22 protein-coding genes are annotated in these 19,069 nt (G+C 71.7%); 8 read left to right on the top strand and 14 right to left on the bottom strand.

Annotated features, from left to right (window positions below):
* Positions 1–40: 40 nt before the first annotated feature.
* Positions 41–508: a hypothetical protein gene (locus FHS08_RS05360; RefSeq protein WP_167036318.1), complete on the top strand. Its 468-nt coding sequence runs from the start codon at positions 41–43 to the stop codon at positions 506–508.
* Positions 509–600: 92 nt separating this feature from the next.
* Here the strand turns inward: FHS08_RS05360 and FHS08_RS05355 are convergent, their stop codons facing one another.
* Positions 601–1,182 carry a nitroreductase family protein gene (locus tag FHS08_RS05355; RefSeq protein ID WP_167036315.1) on the bottom strand — a complete coding sequence of 194 codons (582 nt, stop codon included), beginning with the start codon at positions 1,180–1,182 and terminating at the stop codon, positions 601–603.
* A 128-nt stretch (positions 1,183–1,310) separates the two neighbouring features.
* Here FHS08_RS05355 and rraA point away from each other — a divergent pair, with 128 nt between their 5' ends.
* Positions 1,311–1,778 (top strand): ribonuclease E activity regulator RraA, encoded by a 468-nt coding sequence (gene rraA / locus FHS08_RS05350; RefSeq protein ID WP_167036312.1) that lies wholly within the window; start codon positions 1,311–1,313, stop codon positions 1,776–1,778.
* Between the two features lie 29 nt (positions 1,779–1,807).
* Here the strand turns inward: rraA and FHS08_RS05345 are convergent, their stop codons facing one another.
* The 4 genes from FHS08_RS05345 to FHS08_RS05330 form a co-directional block, all read right to left on the bottom strand.
* Positions 1,808–2,905, bottom strand: a complete 1,098-nt coding sequence (locus FHS08_RS05345; RefSeq protein WP_167036309.1) for an ABC transporter permease — start codon at positions 2,903–2,905, stop codon at positions 1,808–1,810.
* Positions 2,902–3,786 carry an ABC transporter ATP-binding protein gene (locus FHS08_RS16810; protein ID WP_167036306.1) on the bottom strand — a complete coding sequence of 295 codons (885 nt, stop codon included), beginning with the start codon at positions 3,784–3,786 and terminating at the stop codon, positions 2,902–2,904. Before FHS08_RS16810 ends, FHS08_RS05345 begins: the two co-directional genes overlap by 4 nt.
* A 101-nt stretch (positions 3,787–3,887) precedes the next feature.
* Positions 3,888–4,571 carry a response regulator gene (locus tag FHS08_RS05335; protein WP_208382384.1) on the bottom strand — a complete coding sequence of 228 codons (684 nt, stop codon included), beginning with the start codon at positions 4,569–4,571 and terminating at the stop codon, positions 3,888–3,890.
* 44 nt (positions 4,572–4,615) lie between these two features.
* Complete coding sequence (locus FHS08_RS05330; protein WP_167036300.1) at positions 4,616–5,917, bottom strand: sensor histidine kinase; 1,302 nt, start codon at positions 5,915–5,917, stop codon at positions 4,616–4,618.
* A 217-nt stretch (positions 5,918–6,134) separates the two neighbouring features.
* On the opposite strand from FHS08_RS05330, the gene FHS08_RS05325 reads away from it, so the two are divergent.
* From FHS08_RS05325 to FHS08_RS05315, 3 genes are all read left to right on the top strand, one after another.
* Complete coding sequence (locus tag FHS08_RS05325; protein WP_170283214.1) at positions 6,135–6,599, top strand: VOC family protein; 465 nt, start codon at positions 6,135–6,137, stop codon at positions 6,597–6,599.
* On the top strand, positions 6,600–7,307 hold the full coding sequence (locus FHS08_RS05320) for a winged helix-turn-helix transcriptional regulator (protein WP_167036297.1): 708 nt from the start codon (positions 6,600–6,602) through the stop codon (positions 7,305–7,307). It abuts the gene before it with no gap.
* Positions 7,308–7,390: 83 nt separating this feature from the next.
* Entirely contained in the window at positions 7,391–8,032 is a 642-nt protein-coding gene (locus tag FHS08_RS05315) for a dihydrofolate reductase family protein (protein ID WP_167036294.1), read from the top strand.
* Between the two features lie 39 nt (positions 8,033–8,071).
* Here FHS08_RS05315 and FHS08_RS05310 read toward each other — a convergent pair whose 3' ends face one another.
* From FHS08_RS05310 to FHS08_RS05300, 3 genes are read right to left on the bottom strand one after another with little or no spacing between them, the layout of a single operon-like run.
* Positions 8,072–8,911 carry an exodeoxyribonuclease III gene (locus FHS08_RS05310; RefSeq protein WP_167036291.1) on the bottom strand — a complete coding sequence of 280 codons (840 nt, stop codon included), beginning with the start codon at positions 8,909–8,911 and terminating at the stop codon, positions 8,072–8,074.
* Between the two features lie 60 nt (positions 8,912–8,971).
* The gene (pntB, locus tag FHS08_RS05305; protein ID WP_167036288.1) at positions 8,972–10,414 is read right to left on the bottom strand and encodes a Re/Si-specific NAD(P)(+) transhydrogenase subunit beta; all 1,443 of its coding nucleotides are present in this window, start codon (positions 10,412–10,414) and stop codon (positions 8,972–8,974) included.
* On the bottom strand, positions 10,411–11,952 hold the full coding sequence (locus FHS08_RS05300) for a Re/Si-specific NAD(P)(+) transhydrogenase subunit alpha (RefSeq protein WP_167036284.1): 1,542 nt from the start codon (positions 11,950–11,952) through the stop codon (positions 10,411–10,413). The genes pntB and FHS08_RS05300 overlap by 4 nt, the downstream gene beginning before the upstream one ends.
* Before the next feature lie 164 nt (positions 11,953–12,116).
* Here FHS08_RS05300 and FHS08_RS05295 point away from each other — a divergent pair, with 164 nt between their 5' ends.
* Both FHS08_RS05295 and pyrE read left to right on the top strand, forming a co-directional pair.
* Positions 12,117–12,593, top strand: a complete 477-nt coding sequence (locus tag FHS08_RS05295) for a hypothetical protein (protein ID WP_208382213.1) — start codon at positions 12,117–12,119, stop codon at positions 12,591–12,593.
* Between the two features lie 22 nt (positions 12,594–12,615).
* Complete coding sequence (pyrE, locus tag FHS08_RS05290) at positions 12,616–13,194, top strand: orotate phosphoribosyltransferase (RefSeq protein WP_167036281.1); 579 nt, start codon at positions 12,616–12,618, stop codon at positions 13,192–13,194.
* Positions 13,195–13,231: 37 nt separating this feature from the next.
* Here the strand turns inward: pyrE and FHS08_RS05285 are convergent, their stop codons facing one another.
* The 3 genes from FHS08_RS05285 to FHS08_RS05275 form a co-directional block, all read right to left on the bottom strand.
* Complete coding sequence (locus FHS08_RS05285; RefSeq protein WP_167036279.1) at positions 13,232–13,414, bottom strand: hypothetical protein; 183 nt, start codon at positions 13,412–13,414, stop codon at positions 13,232–13,234.
* 132 nt (positions 13,415–13,546) lie between these two features.
* Positions 13,547–13,765, bottom strand: a complete 219-nt coding sequence (locus FHS08_RS16805; RefSeq protein ID WP_243847225.1) for a YdeI/OmpD-associated family protein — start codon at positions 13,763–13,765, stop codon at positions 13,547–13,549.
* Between the two features lie 361 nt (positions 13,766–14,126).
* Positions 14,127–14,936 carry an HAD-IIA family hydrolase gene (locus FHS08_RS05275; protein ID WP_167036276.1) on the bottom strand — a complete coding sequence of 270 codons (810 nt, stop codon included), beginning with the start codon at positions 14,934–14,936 and terminating at the stop codon, positions 14,127–14,129.
* Positions 14,937–15,017: 81 nt separating this feature from the next.
* Between FHS08_RS05275 and FHS08_RS05270 the strand changes: the two genes are divergently transcribed.
* Positions 15,018–15,977 carry an SDR family NAD(P)-dependent oxidoreductase gene (locus FHS08_RS05270; RefSeq protein ID WP_167036272.1) on the top strand — a complete coding sequence of 320 codons (960 nt, stop codon included), beginning with the start codon at positions 15,018–15,020 and terminating at the stop codon, positions 15,975–15,977.
* A gap of 83 nt (positions 15,978–16,060) precedes the next feature.
* Here the strand turns inward: FHS08_RS05270 and FHS08_RS05265 are convergent, their stop codons facing one another.
* Genes FHS08_RS05265 through FHS08_RS05255 form a run of 3 tightly spaced genes read right to left on the bottom strand, consistent with a single transcriptional unit; the run spans position 16,061 to position 19,056 of the window.
* Complete coding sequence (locus FHS08_RS05265; protein ID WP_167036269.1) at positions 16,061–16,699, bottom strand: iron dependent repressor, metal binding and dimerization domain protein; 639 nt, start codon at positions 16,697–16,699, stop codon at positions 16,061–16,063.
* A 29-nt stretch (positions 16,700–16,728) separates the two neighbouring features.
* A complete protein-coding gene (locus FHS08_RS05260) occupies positions 16,729–18,060 on the bottom strand; it encodes an Nramp family divalent metal transporter (protein ID WP_167036266.1) in 1,332 nt (443 codons plus the stop codon).
* A gap of 39 nt (positions 18,061–18,099) precedes the next feature.
* Positions 18,100–19,056 (bottom strand): ArsR/SmtB family transcription factor, encoded by a 957-nt coding sequence (locus FHS08_RS05255; RefSeq protein WP_167036263.1) that lies wholly within the window; start codon positions 19,054–19,056, stop codon positions 18,100–18,102.
* Positions 19,057–19,069: the final 13 nt, after the last annotated feature.

Below are 19,069 nucleotides of genomic sequence, written 5' to 3'. Positions count from 1 at the left end.
CGGCATCCCGGTCGTGGTGGAGGATCGCTATAGTCCGAGCATGTGGGCGGCGAGCTTCGGCAGGTTCGTCTACATCGCGCAGTGGTGGGCCGCCGTGGTCTTGCCGGTCTTCGTCTGGATCGGCCGCGTCCTGGTCGGCGGATACGCGGGATGGATCGCAGTCCTCGGCGTCCTCTATCTGCCGCTGTTCGTGGCCGCGCTGCTGGTCCCGCCGATCCTCACCCTGTTCGACCGCGGCGTGAAGCCGGGGCGCGTCGCTCGGCTCGGATACAGCGTGGCGAGCGCTCTTCTGTGGGTCGGGATCCTCGTCCTCGGGGCAGCGCTCCCCGACGCCGCAGACGCGCCAGGGGGCGGCTCCGCGCTCATGACGTGGACGGGCATGTCCCTCGAGACCTCGATCGCCATCCTCACGGGCGCGTCGTATCTCTCCCTCGCGGCGTACATCGCGGTGCTCGCTCTGGCCGTCGCCGGGATCGCGCGGGGGCGGCTGATCGCCCCCGCGACCTGACGAGCGCCCTCGCCGCACGAGGCCACGACGACGGATGCCCCGTCCCTGGGCCCGGCGGGTTCCAGGGACGGGGCATCCGTGCAGAGAGCCGCCTACGCGTCGACGATGACCGACTCGGCGATCGTGCGGCGCGTGCGGGGGGCGTTCTCGCGCGACCGCAGCTCCTCCGAGGCGGCGCGGATCTCGCCGAGCTCGCCGACCGCCATGATCGTGATCGGGGTGAACTCCTCCGTGAGGCCGAACGCCTCGGCGACGGCGGCGCGGTCGAATCCGCCCATCTGGTGCGTCGACAGGCCGTCGGCGTGCGCCTGGACGGTGAAGTGCGCGGCGACCTGGCCCGTGTCGTAGAGGGCCCACGTCATGGGCTGGCCGTCGCGGACGGTCTCGGCGACGAACACGACGAGCGCGGCGGCGTCGCCTGCCCATGCGGAGTTGAAGCCCGCGAGGGTCGCCATGATCTTGGCGTGCGCCTCGCTGCCGCGACGGGCGACGATGAGGCGCCAGGGCTGCGTGTTGGCACCGGTCGGCGCCCAGCGCGCCGCCTCGAGAGCACTCGCGAGCGCGGCCTCGTCGATGACGCTCTCGGCGTCGAAGATCCGCGTGCTCCAGCGCTCTGCGAGGACGTCGAGGATCGGTGCGTCGGTCTCGGCTCGGCGATCGATGATCATGGACATGGGTGCTCCCGTCGTTCATTCGTCTGGCGGGACACCCTTGGCCCGATTCCATGCAACCGCATAAGTCTGTGACGTGTTCCCAGGTTACGCCGATCGCCCGTGCGACGCGGCGCCCCTAACCTGGCTGCATGACGATCGCGACGGCCGACCTGTACGACGAGCGCGGCGACGAGCTGGACTCGCTCGCCCTGCAGCTCCACGACTTCGGCGGGCGCGCCGCCTTCGACGGGCCCGTCAGGACGATCCGGTGTCACCGCGACAACGCGCTCGTCAAGGCTCTGCTCGCGACGCCCGGCGACGGGGCCGTGCTCGTGATCGACGGCGGCGGCTCGCTCGAGTCGGCTCTGGTCGGCGACCTGATCGCGGCATCCGCCGTCGAGAACCGCTGGGCCGGGCTCATCGTTCACGGCGCGATCCGCGACCGCGTCGCGATCGGCGCGCTTCCGCTCGGCGTCAAGGCGCTCGGCTCGAACCCTCGCAAGAGCGCCAAGGACGGCATCGGCGAGGTCGACGTCCCCGTCGTGATCGCGGGCGTGACCTTCGCGCCCGGGCGGCACGTCTGGGCCGACCCCGATGGCATCCTCGTAACCCGCTGACCCCCGCCCGCGACGGGCGCGGGAGCGGGTCAGCCGGCGAGGGCCTCTGCGAGCTTGACGCGTGCGCCCATGCGCAGGAGCGAGTTCTCGTAGATGCGCGCGCCGACGAGGATCGCGGCCACGCACGTCGCGATGAGGATCGCGAGCGACAGGAGCGGCTCCCACCACTCGGCGCTGCCGAGGAACATGCGCATCGGCATCCCGATCGGCGCTGAGAACGGCACATACGACATGACCGTGAGCACGACGGGGTTGTTCCAGAAGAAGATCACGAGGAAGTACGGGACCATGATCAGCAACAGGAGAGGCGTCGTGGTCGAGCCGATGTCCTCCTGACGGGACACCATCGCCGCGGCCGCCGCGAACAGGGCCGCGAGCAGGATGAAGCCGAAGAGGAAGAAGATCGCGAACCACGCGATGGGTGCGCCGATCCCCTGCAGGAGGGTCGTCTGGCCCGTGATCGTGAGGCCGACGACGGCGATCGCCGCGAGGATCAGCAGCTGGGCCATCGCGAGGATCGTGTTGCCGATGACCTTGCCCGCCAGCAGCGCCCGAGTCGGGATCGCGGAGATGAGCAGCTCGACGACGCGCGTCTGCTTCTCCTCCACGACGGACTGCGCGATGGTGGCGCCGAACGTCTGCGCCGAGAACAGGAAGATCACGCCGAAGCCGACCGCGACGATGTAGCCGAGGACGTTGGGCGCCCCATCCGGCTCGAGCAGCTCGACGGCGGGCAGCTGCGCGAGCGACATGAGCAGCGACGTCGGAACCTCCGTGTCGCCGATCACCGTGATCCCGAGCGGCGAGGCGGAGTCGCCGACGATCGCCGCGTCGACGTCGCCGGACGCGACGAGCCGCTCGCCCTCGGCCCGATCGCCGACGGGGGTGACCTCGAGCCCCGGGATCGCGTCGACCTGCTGCTGCGCGTCGGGGGTGACCGCGACGGGCGTCCCGGAGTCGTCGCGGGCCGAGAAGCCCCCCCACACGACGAGGGCGAGAGCGCCCGCGAACAGGATCGCGAACGAGATGAGGAACGCCTTGCTGCGCAGCTTCGAGCCGATCTCGCGCTCGGCGACGAGCCAGACGCTCTGCCCGAACGACGGGACGGGCGAGGTGGGGGCGCTCACTGGATGACCTCCTTGTAGATCTGCGCGAGGGAAGGATGCTGCGGGGCGAAGCTCGCGACGTCGCCGGCGGCGACGGCGCGCTGCAGCACGCGCTGCGCCGTCGCGTCGGCGTCGACGTCGAAGAGCGCATAGCCGCCGTCGAAGTCGACGACGGTGACGCCGGGCTCGTCGCGGAGCCAGCCCACGTCGCCCGCCGACACGAGCTCGTAGCGCCGGAGCGCGTGCTGCGCGCGGAGGGCGTCGCGCGACCCCGCGGCGCGGATCGCGCCGTTCGCGATGATGACGAGGTCGTCGCACAGGCGCTCGACGACGTCGAGCTGGTGGGACGAGAACACGATCGCGGCGCCGGCGTCGGAGAACTGCTGGAGGACGCCCGCGACGACATCGACGGCGAGCGGGTCCAGGCCCGAGAAGGGCTCGTCGAGGATCAGCACCTCGGGTTCGTGCACGAGCGCCGCCGCGATCTGCGCTCGCTGCTGGTTGCCGAGCGAAAGCGTCTCGACGTTGTCCCCGAGCCGCTCGCCGAGTCCGAGCCTCTCGAGGAGATCCGTCGCGCGGGTCGTCGCATCAGCCTTCGAGTAGCCGTGCAGGCGCGCGAGGTACACGATGTGCTCGAGCACCTTCATCTTGGGGTACAGCCCGCGCTCCTCCGGCATGTACCCGAACCGTCGCCGATCGGATGCCGAGACATCCGCTCCATCCAGCATCACGGTTCCGGCGTCCTTTCCGAGCACGCCGAGGACGATCCGCATCGTCGTGGTCTTGCCCGCGCCGTTGCCGCCGACGAAGCCCGTCAGACGGCCGGGCCTGACGTCGAACGAGACGTCGTCGAGCACGCGATGCGCGCCGTAGCTCTTCGTGATCCCTCGAAGCTCGAGCATCGGCTCCTCCTGGTCGTGGTCGATGTGGTCAACGGTACGGATGCCGCCGGTCGAGCGCATCCGTCCCACGACGGGGCTCGGGCTCCGCCGGACGGGGGAGGTCAGGCGAGGCCGTGCCGATGGGCGTACACGACCGCCTGCACGCGGTCGCGCACTCCGAGCTTGAGAAGCACGTTCGACACGTGGGTCTTGACGGTCGACTCGCCTATGTGCAGCCGGACGGCGATCTCGGCATTGCTCAGCGCGTCCGCCATGAGCGCGAGCACCTCTGCCTCGCGATCGGTCAGCTCGGGGCCGGGAGCGGCTCCGAGCGCGGCCGCCGCGACGGACGACCGAGCCGCGACCCCCGCTGCGCCACGGTCGCCCTCGGCGTGCGCGGGCGCGCCGGCGGCGCCATCCGCCCCAGCGAAGCGCGCGATCACCCGACGCGTCACCTCGGGCGCGAGCAGTGCGTCGCCCGCCGCCGCGATGCGGACGGCGGACACGAGGTCCTCCGGGCCCGCGTTCTTGAGCAGGAACCCGCTCGCGCCCGCCGAGAGCGCCTGGAACAGGTAGTCGTCGCGGTCGAAGGTCGTGACGATGACGACGGCGGCCGTCGAGGCGGGGTCCGTGACGATTCGACGCGTGGCCTCCAGACCGTCCATGACCGGCATCTGCACATCCATGCACACGACGTCCGGAGCGAGGCGGGACGCCGCCGCGACCGCCTCCGCGCCGTCCGAGGCCTCGCCGACGACCTCGACGTCAGCCGCGCCTTCGAGGATGAGGCGGAAGCCGGCGCGCATCACGGCGTGGTCGTCGACGAGGAGCACGCGGATCGGCGTCGTTCTCACGCGAGCACCGCGGACCGGCTCGTGAGGGGGACGCGGACGCGGACGAGGTAGCCGCCTCGTGGGCGGGGTCCCGTCTCGATGACGCCGCCCGAGGCCGCTGCGCGCTCGCGCATGCCGACCAGGCCCAGTCCTGCGCGCCCCGTCGCGCGCACGGAGCCCGTGTTGGTGATCTCGAGCTCGATGGCGTCGGGGTCGTAGCGCAGCCGCACGTCGGCCGTCGCCTCCGCCCCGCCGTGGCGCCGAGCGTTGGTGAGCGCCTCTTGCGCGATGCGGTAGAGGTTCACCTGCACGACATCGGGCGCGGAGACCGGCCTGCCGAGCACCGCGAAGGTCGTGGGCAGCCCGTTGTCGCTCGCGTGCGCCACGAGGCCGGCGATCGCATCCAGTCGCAGAGTGGATGCGCCCTCGGTCTCGGGGCCGGGACCGGCTTCGCCGCCGGGCCTGCGCAGCGTGTCGAGAAGATTGCGCAGCTCGCCGAGCGCATCGCGGGCCGATCCTTCGATGCCGACGAGCACGTCGCGCGCGGCGGACGGGTCGCGGTCGAGCACGGAGCGGGCGGCTCCGGCCTGCACTCCCATCGCCGAGACGTGGTGCGCGACGACGTCGTGCAGCTCTCGCGCGATGCTCACGCGGTCGAGCGCGACCGCCTGAGCCGCCGTGAGCTCTCGCTCCCTCTCGAGCTCGGCGGTGCGCTCCTCGAGCGTGCGGCGTGACAGCGCGCTCGCGTGCGCGCGGTCGCCGAGGTAGTAGGCGCCGCCGAAGAACGCCACGTTGACCAGGAGCTGCAAGAGGGCGAAGGCGGCGAAGGGGGAGAACAGCCCCGCTCGGGAGAAGCCCTCGTCGGTCTCGGCCGTCGCCGACTGGAACAGCATCACGAGCAGCCACACGAGCATGCCCGTGATCACGAGCACCCGCACGAGGGTCGCCCGTCGTCGGTCGTCGACCCACGCGCCGACCGTGAACATCGCGATGAACAGGGCGATGTTGCCGACATAGAGGTCGGGGATGCGGAACGTGACACCGGCGAAGAACGCGATCGCGACGAGCGCGAGCGCGAGCGTCGGAACCCGGCGACGCAGGGCGAGGGGCGCAGAGACGGCGACGGCATAGACGAGCCCCCACGTCATCGACGAGGCGTCCGTGCCGTAGACCCCCGCGACGAGCCCGAGCCACGCGCTGATGATCGCCGCCACGATCAGTCCGCCGGCGATCCACACGTCGGCCCGGAGCTCGTCCGGGCGGGGAGGAGTGCGGCGCACGGCCTGTCGCTGCGGCGGGATGGGGGATGCCTCGGCCATCCCTCCACGGTAGGACCGTGCGGGGTTCGGGGCATCCCCCGCAAGACGGATGCCGCCGTGGGGCCCACCCGTGGGATCGGGGCCTCGTTCGACGGCAAGCCCACGACCGTCGTCTTGGTGAACGGGTCGCTACTTGCTATTGACAAGCGTGCTTGTTTTTTGCAAGTATCGGTTCAGCGCCGGAGCACGGATGCCCGGCCCCGACAGGGAGCACATCATGACGCAGATCTTCGTCAACATCCCGACGTCAGACCTCGAGCGCAGCAAGGCGTTCTACACGGCCCTCGGCGCCGGCATCAATCCGCAGTTCACCGACGAGAACGCCGCATGCATCGTGTGGGACGAGAACGTCTTCTTCATGGTCCTCAAGCGCGAGTTCTTCGCGACGTTCACCGACAAGCCCATCGCCGACCCCCAGACCACGGCACAGGTGTCGCTCGCGTTCAGCCGCGAGTCGCGCGAGGACGTCGACCACGTCATCGAGGCGGGCCTCGCGGCGGGCGGCTCCGAACCGCGTCCCGCCCAGGACCTCGGCTTCATGTACAGCCGCGACCTCGACGACCCCGACGGCAACAGCCTCGGGTTCCTGTTCATGGAGCCGCAGGCCGCGGAGCAGGGTCCTGAGGCGTTCGTCGCAGATCACCCCGAGTTCGCCGATGTCCCGCGTCCCGGCGTGAACTGAGTGGGCTCCCGCAGCTACGGCCAGTACTGCGGGGTCACGACGGCCGTCGAGCTCGTGGGCGAGCGGTGGGCGCTGCTCATCGTCCGCGACCTCCTCGTCGGCCCCCGGCGCTACACGGACCTCAAGCAGGGACTGCCGAAGATCCCGACCAACATCCTCTCCGCTCGGCTCAAGGAGCTGCAGGAGGGCGGTGTCGTGCGCCGGATCCCGCTCAAGAGCTGCGGGCTCGTGTACGACCTCACCGAGTACGGGCGCGAGCTCGAGCCGATCGTCGTCGCGCTCGGGCGATGGGGGTTCCAGGCGATGGGCGAGCCGGGGATCGACGACGTCGTGACGGCGGACTCGCTGACGATCGCCCTGCGAACGGCCTTCCAGCGGGATGCCGCGGCCGCCCTCCCCCCCGCGGACTACGAGGTGCACGTCGGCGACGTCGCGCTGCGCGTGCAGGTCGACGGCGGCGAGCTGCGGATCGCGCAGCTCGCGCCGCCCGCGCCCCCCGTCGGCGGACGCATGCCGGACGGCGTGCCGGAGCTCGTCTTCGCGGCGGGGCCCGGCATCCGCCGTCTCATCTCGGGCGAGCTGACGCCCTTCGCGGCGATCGACGACGGCGTGCTGCAGGTCCTGCGCGGCGACGAGACGCTGCTCGAGCGGTTCGCCGCGACGTTCCACATCGAGGCGGGAGCCGCGGCGCCTGCCGCAGCCGCCTGAACGCCGGAGGATCGTCTCACGGGTTCGGCCGACGGGCTGCGGACCCGATGCGGACCTCCGGCTCCGACAGCAAGGAGAAGACCATGGCACAGGCACCGGCTCGCGGACGTGTCGTCATCGACCTGTTCACGACTCTCGACGGCGTCGCGCAGGCGCCGGGCGGCCCCGAGGAGGACACGTCGGGGGGCTTCCGGTTCGGAGGATGGCAGGCGCCGATCCCCGACACGATGGTGGGAGAGCAGGTGATGGCGTACATCGAGACGATGGACGCGCTTCTGCTCGGTCGCCGCACCTACGACATCTTCGCGGCGTACTGGCCGCACCACACGGAGGGCGCCGTCGGGATCATCGGCCGCACGTTCACCCGCGTGCCGAAGTACGTCGCCTCGCGCGGCACGCCGGCGCTGGAGTGGGAGGGGACGACGCAGCTCGGCGCCGATGTGCTCGCAGAGGTCGACGCGCTGCGCGATCGGCATGCCGAGATCCACGTCGTCGGGAGCATCGACTTCGTCCAGACCCTCCTCGCGGGCGGAACGTTCGACGAGCTCAGGCTGTGGGTCCACCCGATCGTGCTGGGGGAGGGCAGGAGAGTGTTCCCCGACGGCGCGACCCCCGCGCGGCTCGCGCTCATCGAGCCGCCGCTCACGGGCGACGCGGGCGTCGTCCAGCTGCGCTACGCCCCCGCGGGCGTGCCGACGACGGGCGACATGACGCCCGACGAGTAGCCGCAGCGCTTCTCCGCGTAGGCGCGGGGCGACCGCACGTCAGAAGATCATGGGACGATCGTCGTCGTCGGGGCCCGCGAGGTCGAGATCGACGACGACCGGGACGTGGTCGCTCGGCGCCTCGCCCTTGCGCTCGTCGCGATGGATCGACGCGCCGGCCACGGCGTCGGCGAAGGCGTGCGACCCGAGGATGAAGTCGATGCGCATGCCCTCGTTGCGCGGGAAGCGCAGGCGCTTGTAGTCCCAGTACGTGTACCCCGTCGGCACGAGCGGGCGGACCACGTCCTGCAGCCCCGCGGCCTCCAGAGCCGCGAACGCCTCGCGCTCAGGGGGCGAGACGTGGGTCGAGAAGCCCGGGACGACGGCGGGGTCGCCGTTGTCGGCATCCGTCGGCGCGATGTTGAAGTCGCCGACGAGCGCGAGCGCGAGGTCGGGGTTCTCGGCGAGCGACGCCGACGTGTGCTCGGCGAGCGCCGACAGCCAGTCGAGCTTGTAGTAGTAGTGCGGGTCGCCGAGCGAGCGCCCGTTGGGGACGTAGAGGCTCCACAGGCGGATGCCGCCCACGGTCGCGCCGAGCGCGCGGGCCTCCTGCGGCTGCTCGGGGCCCTCGACCCCCTTCGCGAACCCGGGCATTCCCGGGAACGCGTGCTCGACGTCCTCGATCGGCACGCGGCTCGCGATCGCGACGCCGTTCCACTGGTTCAGGCCGTGCGCGACGACCTCGTAGCCCGCCGCCTCGAACTCGGCGTACGGGAACTGCTCCGGCGTGCACTTGATCTCCTGCATCGCGAGCACGTCGATGTGCTCGCGCACCGCGAAGTCGACCGTGCGGGCGACGCGGGCGCGGATCGAGTTGACGTTCCAGGTGGCCAGGCGCATGCATCCAGCCTAGAGTCGCCCTCCGACGACGCGCTGCGACCCCGCCTTGCGCTGCAGACCTCAGAGGGCGCGCAGGATGTCCTCGACGCGGTCCTTCGCGTCGCCGAAGAGCATCTGCGTGTTCTCGCGGAAGAACAGCGGATTCTGCACGCCCGCGTAGCCCGACGCCATCGAGCGCTTGAACACGACGACGTCGCGCGCCTCCCACACGCGCAGCACCGGCATCCCTGCGATGGGGCTCGCCGGATCCTCCGCGGCCGCGGGGTTGACGGTGTCGTTCGCGCCGATCACGAGCACGACGTCGGTGCGCGCGAAGTCGTCGCCTATCTCGTCGAGCTCCAGCACGATGTCGTACGGCACCTTGGCCTCCGCGAGGAGCACGTTCATGTGCCCGGGGAGGCGTCCCGCGACGGGATGGATGCCGAACCGCACGTCGATCCCCCGCTCGCGGAGCTTGTGGGCGAGGTCGGCGACGCCGTGCTGCGCCTGCGCCACAGCCATCCCGTATCCGGGCGTGATGATGACGCTCGACGCGGCCGTGAGCAGCTCGGCGACGGACTCCGCGTCGACCTCGCGATGTTCGCCGTAGTCGGCATCCTGGCCCGAAGCCGCCTCGATGCCGAAGCCGCCCGCGATGACCGACAGGAAGGAGCGGTTCATGGCCTTGCACATGATGTACGACAGGTAGGCGCCCGATGAGCCGACGAGGGCGCCCGTCACGATGAGCAGGTCGTTGTCCAGGAGGAAGCCCGCCGCCGCGGCCGCCCAGCCCGAGTAGCTGTTGAGCATCGAGACGACCACGGGCATGTCTCCGCCGCCGATCGACGCGACCAGATGCCAGCCGAGGGCGAGCGCGAGCGCCGTCACGACGACGAGCAGCCACAGCGAGGGCGTCGCGACGTACCAGACCGTCAGGGCGACGAACGCGACGAGGGCGCCGACGTTGAGGGCGTTCTTGCCGGGGAGCATGAGCGGCTTCGACGAGATCCGTGCCGACAGCTTGAGGAACGCGACGATAGAGCCCGTGAAGGTCACGCCGCCGATGAAGACCCCGATGAAGACCTCGGCGTGATGGATGTCGCCGAGGGTTCCCGTGAGCCCCGTGTCGTAGAGCGCGCCGTTCCAGCCCACCAGCACGGCGGCCAGACCCACGAACGAGTGCAGGAGGGCGATGAGCTCCGGCATCCCGGTCATCTCCACGACCCGAGCGCGCCAGAGGCCGATCGCCCCGCCCACGAGCACGGCGGCGACGAGAAGCGTCAGCCCCAGCCACGCCGTCGCGTCGACGGCAGGGTCGAGTCCGATCCCCGACCCCGACATGGGGGCGAACGCGCTCGCCGCGACGAGCCACACGGTCGCCACGAGCGCGATCGCCATGCCGACGATGCCGTACACGACGCCGCGGCGGCTCGTCTCGTGCCTGCTGAGCCCCGCGAGGCTCAGGATGAAAAGGAGCGCCGCGACGACATAGGCGGCCCCCGCGACGGAGGCGGCGAGCGTCACCGGCGGTCTCCCTTCGAGAACATCGCGAGCATCCGCCGGGTCACGGCGAAGCCGCCGAAGACGTTGATGCTCGCGACGAGCACCGCGATCGCCGCGAGCGCCTGGACGAGCGGATCCGGAGCCGTGATCTGCACCATGGCGCCGATCACGATGATGCCCGAGATGGCGTTCGTGACGCTCATGAGGGGGGTGTGCAGCGCGTGCGCGACGTGGCCGATGACGTAGAAGCCGACGACGACCGACAGCGTCAGCACGAGGAAGTGCTGCGGCAGCGGGGGCGGCGCGAAGGCGCACACGGCGAACAGGGCCGCGATGCCCACGACGACGAGCCCCGTCTTCGCGGCGGGGGAGAGCGCCTTCTTCGGGGGAGGGACGACGGATGCCGCAGCCGCTGCGGCGGCGGGCGTCGCCGACACCTGCACGGGCGGGGGCGGCCACGTGACCTCCCCCTCGCGCACCACAGTGGCGGAGCGCTGCACGACGTCGTCGAAGTCGAGCACGGGGACGCCGTCCTTGCCCGGCGTGAGCAGCTTCAGGAGGTTGAGGAGGTTCGTGCCGTACAGCTGCGACGCCTGCTGCGGAAGACGACCCGCGAGATCGGTGTAGCCCAGGATCACGACGCCGTTCTCCGTCACGACGCGCTCGCCCGCGACCGATCCCTCGACGTTGCCGCCCTGCGCCGCCGCCATGTCGACGACGACCGAGCCCGGCTTCATCGAGGCGACGTCCGCGGCGGTGAGCAGGCGCGGCGCGGCCCGCCCGGGGATGAGCGCCGTCGTGATGACGATGTCGACGTCGCGCGCCTGCTCGGAGTAGATCTCGGCGGCGCGCCGGTCGTACGCCTCGCTCGTGGCCCTCGCGTAGCCGTCGGCCGAGACCATCTGCTCGCCCGTCTCGACGGGAAGGTACTCGCCGCCGATCGAGCGCACCTGGTCGGCGACCTCGGGGCGGGGGTCGGTCGCACGCACGATCGCGCCGAGACTGGATGCCGCGCCGATCGCCGCGAGACCCGCGACGCCCGCCCCCGCGACGAGGACCTTCGCGGGCGGCACCTTTCCCGCCGCCGTCACCTGGCCCGTGAAGAAGCGGCCGAACTCGTGCGCGGCCTCGACGACGGCGCGGTAGCCGGCGATGTTCGCCATGGAGCTGAGGACATCCATGGACTGCGCGCGAGAGATGCGCGGCACGGCGTCCAGTGCGAGCGCCGTGATGCCGCGCGTCGCGAGCGCCTCGACGAGGTCGGGGCGCAGGCCGGGGCTCAGCATCCCGATGAGCGTCGCCCCGTCCGCGAGGCGCGCGATCTCCTCGGGGGCGGGCGGGTCGACCTTCAGCACGACGGGTGACGCCCACGCCTCGGCCGCGCCCACGACGACGGCTCCGGCCGCCGCGTACTCTCCGTCGGGGAACGAGGATGCCGCGCCCGCCCCGGACTGGACGGCGACGTCATAGCCGAGCGCGACGATCTTCGCGACCGTGGTCGGAGTGGCGGCGACCCGGGTCTCGCCGGGCCGTTCGGCGACGATTCCGATGCGCGTCATGACGGTGCTCCTGTGCTCAGGCTGGCGAGGCGCCCGGCGGGCGGCATCGCGGGCAGTCCCTCCCGACTCTAGAGGGGAGCGAGGGCGGTGGAGCGCGGCGGGTCGCAGAGGTCCTCGGCTCCCGCGCGGTGCGCTCGCGGCAGCGGGCGCGTAGCGTCGACGGCATGGACACGTCGCCCCGCGTCGCAGCCCGCAGCGTCCGCCCGCCCGCGTCCCTTCGCGTCGGGCTCGCAGTCGTGGGCTGGTTCTCCCTCGTCTCGGCGCTCGTCGGGTTCGTGCTCGGCGTCTTCCTGGGCGGCGCGGGTGTGCCCCTGCAGTGGCTCGACGGCACGCCGTTCGACTCGTTCGTGTGGCCGGGCCTCGTCCTCGGGGTGATCGTGGGCGGCTCGCAGGCGCTCGCGGTCGTCGCGCAGCATCGCCGGCTCCGGGTCGCGTGGGGCCTGCACGCGGCGGCGGGGCTCGTCATGATGATCTGGATCTTCGTCGAGATCGCGCTCATGCTCGTGTGGTCGCCGCTGCAGGGCGTGTATTTCGCGACGGGCCTCGTCCAGACGGTGCTCGCCGTGCTCGCGCTCGGCGCGTGGCCCGTGCCGTTCCTCGCGCGCGACCTGCCAGGCGACGCGGACGGCGCCGACGGATGACGGCATCCCTAGACTCGTACGCATGACCGTCGCCTCCACCCCCGAGCTCGAAGCCGACCGCCAGTACCTCATCGCCCTCATCGAGGACGAGGCCGTGTTCCACGGGGACTTCACGCTGTCTTCCGGCAAGAGGGCGTCGTACTACGTCGACATGCGCAAGCTCACGCTCGACCACCGCGCGGCACCCGCGATCGGACGCATCATGCTCGATCTCATCCGCGACGTCGACGGCATCGTGGCGGTCGGAGGCTTGACGCTCGGCGCCGATCCCATCGCGAACGCCGTCATGCACGAGTCTGCGCGCACGCACCGGCCTCTCGACGCCTTCGTCGTGCGCAAGGAGCCCAAGGACCACGGTCGCGGTCGCCAGATCGAGGGGGCGGAGGTCGCGGGCAGGCGCGTCGTCGTGCTGGAGGACACCTCGACGACGGGGCAGTCGGCGCTCAAGGCCGTCGAGGCCCTGCGCCGCGAGGGCGCGGAGCCCGTCGCCGTCGCCGTCATCGTCGATCGAAAGACGGGCGCGCAGGCCGCCGTCGAGGCCGCGGGCCTCACGTGGCTCGCCGCGATCGACCTCGACGACCTCGGGCTCGACCCGCAGTAGCCCCGCAGTAGCCCCGGACGGCTGTCGGACCCGGCGGTCAGCGGAAGATCGACAGCTGGGACGCGAGGGCGATCAGGACGCCCCCGAGCACGAGGACGATGATCGCGATGCGCGTGCCGCCCCTGCCGACGCCGTCGACGCCCGCCTTCTTGTTGCGCTGCCACAGCACGGCGGCGGCCACGAGGCACGCGATGGCGACGAGGACGAGAGCGAGCGACATATCGCGAGCCTAGGCGACGGCGTCAGTCGTCGTCGCGGCGATTGCGGATGTACTGGATGACGAAGACGATGAGCGTGCCGACGAGCACGACTCCTGTCGCTCCGAACAGGAGGGTCTGCTCGAACTCGCTCATCAGGGCCTTCTTCCTTGCGCGGCATCCGCGACGATCCTCGCGATGCGGGACGCCTTCGTCTCGGGCCGGCGTGCCATCGCGACAGCCGTGAGCCCGACCTTCTTCGCGGAGGGCGGGAAGGCGTCCCAGTTCGCCCGCGCGAGGGGATCCGCGTCGAGCGCCGCCGCGAGCTCGGGCGGCTCGATCCCCGCCTCGGGGCCGTCGAGCACCTCCCACATGCCGCTGCGCCTCGCCGCCTCGCCGCCTCGATCACGCTGCGTCCGGCATCGGTCATCTCCCCCGATGCCTCGAGCTCCGCGACGCGCTGCTTGTTCGTCGCCGCCCACGCGCTCCCCGGCCGCCGGGGCGCGAACCAGATCGCGACGGCGTGCTCGTCGTACGGCTTGACGGTGCCGTCGACCCAGCCGAAGCACAGGGCCTGGCGCACCGCGTCGTAGTAGCTCACGTGCTCGCGCTCGCCGCCGACACGCGGACGGAGCACCCACACGCCCTTCGCGCCCGCGTGGTGCTCGGCGAGCCAGGCCCGCCACTCGGCCCCGTTGCGCGCCCGCACGACGAGCGACTCGTCGATCTCGGGCATCAGAGCACCTCGGGCAGGTCGGACTCGACGGGCTCTTTCCGGACGAGGTCGGCGACGGATGCGACGATCTCGTCCGGACGGAAGGGGTACCGCTCGATCTCGGCGTCGTCGCTGATGCCCGTCAGGACGAGCACCGTGTGCAGGCCGGCCTCGATCCCCGCGATGACGTCGGTGTCCATGCGGTCCCCGATCATCCCGGTGTTCTCGGAGTGGGCGCCGATGCGGTTCATGGCGGAGCGGAACATCATGGGGTTGGGCTTGCCGACGACGTACGGGTCCTTGCCGGTCGCCTTCGTGATGAGGGCCGCGAACGACCCCGTCGCCGGGACGACGCCGCTGGGCGTCGGGCCGGTCGCATCGGGGTTGGTGACGATGAAGCGCGCGCCCGCGTTGATGAAGCGGATCGCCTTCGTGATCGCCTCGAACGAGTACATGCGGGTCTCGCCGACGACGACGTAGTCGGGCTGGGACTCGGTCATGATGTAGCCGGCCTCGTGCAGCGCCGTCGTGAGGCCGGCCTCGCCGATGACGAAGGCCGTGCCGCCGGGCAGCTGTGACTTCAGGAACTGGGCCGTCGCGAGCGCCGACGTCCAGATGCGGTCCTCCGGCACGTCCAGGCCCGAGACGCGCAGCCGGGCGCTCAGATCGCGCGGCGTGAAGATCGGATTGTTCGTGAGAACGAGGAACGGGGTTCCGGCGTCCCGCCACTGCGCGAGCAGCGCGGCGGCCCCCGGTATCGGGCGGTTCTCGTGGACGAGCACGCCGTCCATGTCGGTGAGCCAGCACTCGATGTCGGCGCGCGTCCGCATGGGGCCAAGCCTAGGGCTTCGGCGTCGTGCCCACGGCAGCGGCGGCGGAGAGCGCCGCTGCCGAAGGCGTAGGGTCGACGTGTGGTGCGACAGGCATGGGATCCCTCTCACCTTCCCGACCTCTCCGGCCGCCGCTATCTCGTGACGGGCTCGAACGCGGGGCTCGGGTTCTTCTCGTCCGAACAGCTGCTGGGCGCCGGAGCGCGCGTCGTCATGACAGGGCGCAGTCCCAACCGCCTCACGGCCGCGAAGGCGGCCGTCCTGCGGCGCAATCCCGAGGGCGACGGCCGCGTCGAGACCCTCGTGCTCGACACGAGCAACCTCGGCTCGGTGCGCGCGGCCGCCGCGTCCGCCGCGACGAGCGGTCCGATCGACGGCGTGCTCCTCAATGCCGGGATCGTGCACCCGCCGTCGATCCGCACGACGACCGGCGACGGCAACGAGCTCGTCTTCGCGACGAATGCCCTGGGCCACTTCGCGCTCGCGGGAGAGCTGCTCCCGGCGCTGGCGGCGGCATCCGGTCGCATCGTGTGGCTCGGGAGCATGTCGACGTCGATCTGGCGGTACGACCCCGTCGACCCGCAGCTGGCGACGGGATACACGGCGTGGCGGGCGTACGTGCAGTCCAAGGTCGCGACGGCGGCGCTCGGATACGAAGCCGACCGGCGCCTGCGTGCGGCGAACGTCCCCGTCGGAAGCCTCGTCGCGCATCCGGGATACTCGATCGGCGGCCGCACGCCCGGGATCCTGGGGGTCAACCAGCCGTCCCGATGGAAGCGCTTCGTCGACAACCTGCAGGGGCCGATCTCGCAGTCGAAGGAGCACGGCGCGTGGCCGCTCGTGCGCGCGCTCGTGGATCCGGATGCCGAGAGCGGCGGATGCTACGGCCCGCGGTTCGGCGCTCGGGGCGAGCCGCAGCGGGTGCGCCCGTCGGCGATCACGCGCTCGCCCGAGATCGCGACGCGGCTGTGGGCGGTGTGCGAGCGGGCGGCGCGCGTGCAGTGGCCGTTCGCGAAGGCGGCGCAGGTCGCCGCGCTCTGACGCGCGAGCAGGGCGGCAGCGCGGCGAGCAGACCTGTTCGTGAGCGTGCCGGCGCGGAGAAGGCTACGGCAGCAATCCCGGCATCAGGCGGTGAGCCACACGGCCTCCGCCGCGCCCTCCGGAAGGGCGAGCTCGGGGCCGCCGTCGACGGCGGCGGTCGCGGCATCGCGCACCCGCACGGCGCGGCCGACGTCGATGCCCACGTCGAGCAGCGCCCGCAGGAGCGCGGAGTCGCGGTCGCTCACCCTCAGCACGCGTCCGGAGTGGCCGGGCGCCGCGTCGGCGAGAAGCACGAAGGGCTCACGGTGCACACGGCCCTCGGCATCCGGGATCGCGTCGCCGTGCGGATCGAACCTCGGCCGCCCCAGCCGCTCGTCGATGCCCTCGAGGAGCCGGTCGCTCAGGGCGTGCTCGAGGACCTCGGCCTCCTCGTGCACCTCGTCCCACCCGTAGCCGAACTCGCGCACGAGCCACGTCTCGACGAGCCGATGGCGCCGCACGATCGCGGCGGCGCGCTTCTCGCCCTCGGGCGTCAGGCCGATCGGACCGTACGGCCGGTGGGTCACGAGCCCCTGCGCGGCGAGCTTCTGCACCATCTCGGTGACGCTCGACGGGGCGAGCCCCAGCACGACCGCGATCTGCGACGGCGTGATGCGGGCGTCCTGCCACTCGGTGTGGTGGTAGATCGTCTTGAGGTAGTCGTCGACGGCGGGGGAGGCCACGGAGTCAGGCTACCGGCCGGGTCGTCCCGTCACCCGCCCGTGAAGACGAGCCACAGCAGCACGCCGTTGAGCGCGACGAGGAAGACGGATGCCGCGACCCCCGCTGCCGTCGTCGCGGCGCGGTTGCGGAACGCGCCGAGCACGTCGGCCCTTGCCGTCAGCGCGACGAGCGGGATGAGCGCGAACGGGATGCCGAACGACAGCACGACCTGGCTCAGCACGAGCGCGACCGTCGGGTCGAACCCCGCGCCGAGGATCACGAGCGCCGGGATGAGCGTCACGAGCCGGCGTGCCAGCAGCGGCACGCGCACGTGCAGGAGGCCGTGCATGATCTCGGCGCCCGCGTATGCGCCGACCGACGTGCTGGCCAGGCCGCTTGCGAGCAGGCCGACGGCGAACAGCGTCGCCACGAGCGGGCCGAGCCCGTCGCGCAGCGCCGCGTACGCGCCCTCGAGCGAGTCCGTGCCGGGGACGCCCGCGAGGTTCGCCGCGGCGAGCAGCAGGATGCACAGGTTCACGGTGCCGGCGATGAGCATCGCGATGCTCACGTCCCATCGCGTCGCGCGCAGCAGGCGCGCCGTCGGGATGCCGCGCAGGGCCGCGAGGTCGGAGGCGGCATCCGCTCCTGGCCGCGGCATCCCGCCTCTCGTGTGCGACGGGAAGGGCGAGAACCGGTCGCGCGCGAGCGCCGAGTGCGCGTAGATCGCGTGCGGCATGATCGTCGCGCCGAGGATGGATGCCGCGAGCAGCACCGAGTCGGTGCCCTCGAACCGCGGCACGAGCCCGCCGACGATCCCGGCCGGATCGGGGGGCGCGACGAAGACCCCGAACGTGAAGCCCAGCGCGATGATCGCGACGAGCCCGATCACGACGAACTCGAACGTCTTCGGGCCGCGGCGCGACTGCAGCATGAGGAGCACGATCGACACGGCCCCCGTGATCGCGCCGCCCCACAGGAGCGGGATGCCGAACAGCAGATCGAGCGCGACCGCGCCGCCGATGACCTCGGCGATGTCGGTCGCCATCGCGACGAGTTCCGCCTGCAGCCAGTAGGCGCGCCGTGCCCACGGACTGCGGATGCGGTCGCCGAGCGTCTCGGGAAGGCTCCTGCCCGTGACGATCCCGAGCTTGGCCGACAGGTACTGGATGAGCCACGCCATGACGTTGCCGATGACGACGACCCAGACGAGCAGGTACCCGTAGCGGGCTCCCGCCGTCATGTTGCTCGCGACGTTGCCGGGGTCGAGATAGGCGACGCCCGCGACGAGGGCGGGTCCGATGAGCCACGCGAGCCTCGGCGTGCTCGGAGCGCGCCCCGAGCGCCGGGGGGCGGCATCCCGAAGCAGCTCGGATTTCGGCATGCCGAAACCTTACTCTCTCTTCGGTCTCCCGAAAAGGGGTCATCCGAACGGCGAGAGCAGCCGGGAGCCCAGCTCGCTGCGCAGGTAGAGGACGCTGCGGCCGTAGCGGGTCGAGGTCACGAGCCCGGCATCCCGCAGCACTCGCAGGTGCTGGTTGACCGCCGACGTCGTCACGTCGAACCGGACGCCCAGCTCTGTGGACGACGCGGGCTCACCGAGCGCCGCGAGCAGCCGCGCCCGGGGCTGGCCGAGAACGGCGGCGACCGCGTCCGGGTTCGCGACGCGCTCGGTCTCCCACAGCGCGCCCTGCCCGCGCGCCGGGTACATGATCATGGGCGGTCCGTCGCCCACGGGTGCCGAGCCGCGGCGCGTGAACATCGTCGGCACGAGAGTGAGCCCCGACCCTCCGATGCGCTGGGTGCGATCGGTCGGATCCCTCAGGCGCACCGACACGACCCCGTCGGCGTAGTCGACGGTCGACGAGATGCCGTTGAGCATCGCCGACAGGCCGCTCTGCGCGATCTGGCGGCCGCGGTGCACGACATCGGCCTCCAGCACGGCGCGCATGCGCGGCCAGTGCGGCTCGAACGTCGCGTCCCACAGCTCTCGGAGCGCTCGGACGAGGCGCCGCACCGCTGCTCGCGCAGGCCCCGCGAACGCGGCGGGGACGTGCCCGTGGACGGCGACGAGGTCGCGCCGGAACTCCGCCGCCGACAGGCCCGACAGCGCGTCGAGCTCGTCCTCGATGCGGGTCAGCGGCGACTCGGGGCGCGGATTGAGGAAGTCGGGCGTCCACAGCCGCTCGTCGACGAGGGCCGTCAGCGCCGCGAGGTCGAGCCCCGACCGCGCCCGCTCCGTGCGGGCGAGCCACGGCAGCTGCAGCGGATAGCGGGAAGGGTCGCGGATGGCGCGCAGCGACAGGCCCAGCTCGCACAGGGGAGAGATGCCGAACCGGACGGCCGCGACATCCGCCTCGTTGAGGACGTATCGCAGCATGAAGCACAACGCT

Origin of the sequence: Microbacterium ulmi (assembly GCF_011759705.1) — a bacterium.
Taxonomy (GTDB): Bacteria; Actinomycetota; Actinomycetes; order Actinomycetales; family Microbacteriaceae; genus Microbacterium; species Microbacterium ulmi.
Note: the sequence above shows the minus strand (reverse complement) of the source record. Positions and strands in the feature narration are given on the sequence as shown.